Consider the following 4,763-nt stretch of genomic DNA (forward strand, 5'->3'; position numbering starts at 1 on the left):
CGCCCAGCCAGCCCGCCCACAGCCCGCCTCTGCTGGTCCCGCCCGCCCACAGCCCGCCCGTGCTGGTCCCGCCGACCGGCGGGGCGCCCCCGCAGGTCCCGGGTCCGCCGGAGGGCGGCGCCCGGGATGCCGAGACCGCAGCCGAGACCGCGACCGCGGCGGCGCCCGCGGCGCCCGACGGCGGCGATGCCCGGGCCGGGAGGTGGCGGCGGGTCTGGCGCCGGCGGCGGGTGGCCGTCGTCCTGCCGGTGGTGCTGGCGCTGGTCGCGGCCACGGTCGCCGTGCTGTACCCGCGCCACGACGAGCGGGACGCGCCGCCGGCCGCGCTCCGCCCGCCCGCTGTGGCCCCGACGACGCCGCAGGTCAGCAGCGACCCGGGGGCCAGGATCTGGCCGGTCGCCGGGACGGGCGGACCGGGCGTGCCCGTCAGTGGCGCGTTGGCGCTGCAGACCAGCCTCGGCGACCCGTTCGGCATCGCCGTCGACGCGTTCGGCAACCTCTACTACGCGGACTTCGGCAGCAACCGGGTGATGCGGATCAGCGCCCAGGGTGTGATCACGACCGTCGCGGGCAACGGCACCGCCGGCTTCAGCGGTGACGGCGGGCCGGCCACCGCCGCACGGCTCAACCAGCCCGCCGGCATCGCCCTCGGTCACGACGGCGACCTCTACATCGCCGACACGTTCAACCACCGGATCCGTCGCGTGGACCGCGACGGGATCATCAGCACCTTCGCCGGTACCGACGAGCACATCGTGGTCGGCACCGCGATCGGCTACCGCGACGCCGGTGCCGGGGATGGCGGCCCGGCGACCGAGGCGCCGCTGTCCTACCCGGGCTCGGTCGCCCTCGACGCCGCGGGCAACGCCTACATCGCGGACTTCGGCGAGAACCTCGTCCGCAGGGTCGACACCCGAGGGATCATCACCACGTACGCGGGCTCCCCGGGAGTCGGGTCCTTCGGCGACGGCGGGCCGGCCACCGCGGCGCTGCTCGATCATCCCTACTGCGTCGCGGTGGACGCGGCGGGCAACCTCTACATCGACGACTCCAACAACTCCCGGATCCGCAAGGTCGACACACGCGGCGTCATCACCACCTTCGCGGGCGACGGCCGGCGTGGGTTCGCCGGCGACGGTGGCCCGGCCACCCGGGCGTCCCTGCAGGTGCCGCGGGGCGTCGCGGTCGACGCCGCCGGCAACGTCTACATCACCGACCGTGGCAACGGGCGGATCCGCAAGGTCGACCCACGCGGCGTCATCACGACCCTCGCCGGGTCCGCGCGCACCACCTACTCGGGGGACGGCGGCCCGGCGGGAGCGGCAGGCCTCGGCCGGCCCGACGGTGCGGTCGCCGTCGACCACCAGGGCCTCGTGTTCCTCTCCGAACGAATCTCCAAGCGGATCCGTGTGGTGGCGCCGTCGCGGCCGCCGGCCCGCGGCTGACCGTCGGATGGACGCTCGGAACAGTCAGATCGGGAGGCCGCGATGCCAGTCATCGACCGTGAGCGGGTGATCGCCGCCCTACCCGGCTACGCGGTGGGCGACGAGCTGGGCTCCGGCGCGTACGGGCTCGTGCTCGCCGGGCGCCATCTGGGCCTGGGCCGGGACGTCGCGATCAAGGTCATGACCGCCGGCCTGGCCGGCAGCGCGGTCGCGATGGCGGGTTTCCGCACCGAGGCGCGCATACTCAGCCGGCTGGAGCATCCGCACATCGTGCGAGTCCACGACTATGTGGACGGCGGCCAGGTCGATCACAATCGGGCTGGCAACGGCGACCTGGCACTCCTGGTGATGGAGCTGCTCGGCGGTGGCACCCTCACCCGCCAGCGGCTGGGGCAGCGGGCCGCCTGCGCCGTGGCGCTTGCCGTCGCCGACGGGCTCGCCACCGCACACGAGGCCGGGGTGCTGCACCGCGACGTCAAGCCGGACAACATCCTGTTCACCGAGGCGGGTCAGCCGAAGCTGTCCGACTTCGGCATCGCGAAGATCTTCGACGGCACCGCGTCCACCGCCAGCCGCGTCGTCGGCACGGGCCGGTACATGGCGCCCGAGCAGATCACCGGTGGCCGGCTGGGGCCGTGGACCGATCTGTACGCCCTCGGGGTGCTGTTGCACGAGCAGTTCACCGGGCGGCCGCTGTTCGGCTCCGGCCTGTCCGTGCCGGAACTGTTCCGGCACCATCTGCAGGTCATCCCGGCCGCGCCGGCTGGTGTGCCCGAGGGTGTCGCCGCGGTGGTGATGCGGGCGCTGGCGAAGCAGCCCGGGCAGCGGCAGCCGGACGCCCGGGTGTTCGCGCACGCGCTCGCCCTCGCCGCGGTCCGCGCGTACGGCCCGGACTGGACGGCTGGTACCGGGATCGTCCTGCGGCTTCCGGAGGAGTTGCGGGACCCGGTGCGCCACCGTGCGCGCCGCGCCCGGATCCCCGCCGGTCTCGGCGGATCCGGGCCGCGAGCGGACGGCGCCGCGGGCGCCACCGATCCGTTCGGCGGGGACGGCCCCGCCGGTCGCCGCGCCGCACGGTTCGCCAGGTTCGTCGGGATCGGCGGGATCGGCGGGACCGGCGGGGCCGGCGGGTGGAAGCGCCGGCGGGTCGCCTTCGTCGCCGCGGCCGCCGCGGTCGTCCTGGCCGCCGCCGGCGGGGTCACCTACCTGGCCGTCGGCGGGCGCGACTCCGACCGGATGCCGGGCTGGGTTCCGACGACGCTCGCGGCGGGACGCATCACCGTCGCGATCGGCCTGGGCACCGAGGGTTTCTCCGGCGATGGCGGACCCGCCAGCCAGGCCGCGCTGAACAGTCCGCGCGGGATCACGGTCGACCGCCACGGCGACCTCTACGTCGCCGACACCGGTAACAACCGGATCCGCCGGGTCGACCGCCACGGCACCATCACCACCGTGGCCGGCAGCGGTATCCACGGCTTCGCCGGCGATGGCGGCCCGGCGACCAGGGCGAAACTGGCGTCCCCCGTGGGCGTCGCGGTCAGTGACGCCGGCGACCTGTACATCGCCGATCAGGAGAACCGCAGGGTGCGGCGGGTCGCCCCGAACGGTGTGATCACGACCGTCGCCGGCACCGGCAAGGCGGGCTATTCCGGAACCAACGACCCGCCCTCGCCCGGCTTCTCCTCCGACGGCGTCCCGGCCGTGTTCGCCCAGATCAGCGGGCCGAGCGGGGTCGCGCTCGGCCCGGACGGCAGTCTGCTGGTCGCCGACGGGGGGAACATGCGGGTCCGCCGGATCGACCGCGACGGCCTGATCTCGACGGTCGTCGGCTCCGGCGGGTACGGCTTCGGCGGCGACGGCGGGCCGGCGACCGGCGCCCGGCTGACCTACCTCGACGGGATGACGATCGACCCGTCCGACGGCGGCCTGTACGTCACCGATTCCGGTAACAACCGCGTCCGGCACGTCGACCCGCGCGGCATCATCACGACCGTGGCCGGCAACGGCACCGCGGGATTCGCCGGTGACGGCGGCCCGGCCACCCGCGCGCAGCTGACCGGGTACGGCGCCGCTGTCGCCCCCGGTGACGACGGCACTCTGTACCTGGCGGACGCCTCGGCGCACCGGATCCGCCGGATCGACCCGCGTGGCATCATCACCACGATCGCGGGGACGGGAACCTCGGGCAGCGCCGGCCTCGGCGGCCCGGCGACCGGCGCCGAGTTCGCCTGGCCCGAGAACATCCTGTACTACCGGGGCTACCTGCTCGTGTGCGACGCCAACGCCCACCGCATCGACGTGATCGCGGTGAAGCCGGGAACGTCCGGGCGAGGGCGCTGATGGTCGCCGTCGACCGGGACCGGGTCGCGGCGGCGCTGCCCGGCTACGCCGTCGGGCCGCAGCTCGGCGCCGGCGGGTCCGGCCTGGTGCTCGCCGGCCGCCACCGGGACCTCGACCGGCAGGTCGCCATCAAGGTGCTGGCCACGACCACTGCCGACCCCGCGGTCATGGACGCATACCGCACCGAGGCGCGCCTGCTCAACCGCCTCGACCATCCGCACATCGTCCGCATCCACGACTTCATCGCCCGCGACGATGTGTGCCTGCTCGTCATGGAGCTGCTGCCCGGCGGGCCGGTGGATGCCCGCCGGCTGACCCCGCCGGCGGCCTGCGCGGTCGCGCTCGCCGTCGCCCACGCCCTGGCCCGCTCGCACCAGGCCGGCATCCTGCACCGCGACGTGAAACCGGCCAACATCCTGTTCACCGCGCGCGGCCAGCCGAAGCTCACCGACTTCGGCATCGCGAAGATCTCCGAGGGGGCGGGCGGTGCGGCGAGCCGGCTCGCCGGCACTCCCCGCTACATGGCACCCGAGCAGATCCGCCGCGGCCGGTTGGGCCCCGCCACCGACATCTACGGGCTCGGCGCGGTGCTGCACGAACTGCTCCGCGGCGCGCCGTTGTTCCCCGCCGACCTGCCGGTGCCCGAGCTGTTCCGCCGGCACGTCGAGGTTGACCCGCCGCCGCTGCCCGGCGTCCCCGAGGCGCTCGCCGTGGTCGTCCAACGGGCCCTCGCCAAGGATCCCGCCGCCCGCCAGCCCGGCGGGACGGTGTTCGCCGAGGAGCTCACCGCGGCGGCCGACGCCGCGTTCGGACCCGGCTGGCTGCCCGGCAGCGGCGTCACCGTCGTGACCACGGCGTTCACCTCCGGCACGATCACCCCGGGGACGATCGACAGTGGCAGCACCGCTCGTGGTGCCGCGCCCGTCCACGTCACCGACGCCACCCGCCTCGCGCACCCCAGCCACCCCACCCATGCCC

General features: G+C 75.2%; 3 protein-coding genes. All 3 read left to right on the forward strand.

Translation table 11 applies throughout. The features are described from left to right. The coding region (locus C1A33_RS35860) for an NHL repeat-containing protein (protein ID WP_279354677.1) at positions 1-1,445 on the forward strand (1,445 nt) is incomplete at its 5' end. 42 nt (positions 1,446-1,487) lie between these two features. Then, the gene (locus C1A33_RS20405) at positions 1,488-3,785 is read left to right on the forward strand and encodes a serine/threonine-protein kinase (RefSeq protein ID WP_243407757.1); all 2,298 of its coding nucleotides are present in this window, start codon (positions 1,488-1,490) and stop codon (positions 3,783-3,785) included. Further along, positions 3,785-4,763, forward strand: a 979-nt coding sequence (locus C1A33_RS20410) for a serine/threonine-protein kinase (RefSeq protein ID WP_133150754.1), incomplete at its 3' end; no start/stop codon positions are given. The genes C1A33_RS20405 and C1A33_RS20410, both read left to right, overlap by 1 nt.

Origin of the sequence: Frankia canadensis, assembly GCF_900197875.1 — a bacterium.
Classification (GTDB): domain Bacteria; phylum Actinomycetota; class Actinomycetes; order Frankiales; family Frankiaceae; genus Frankia; species Frankia canadensis.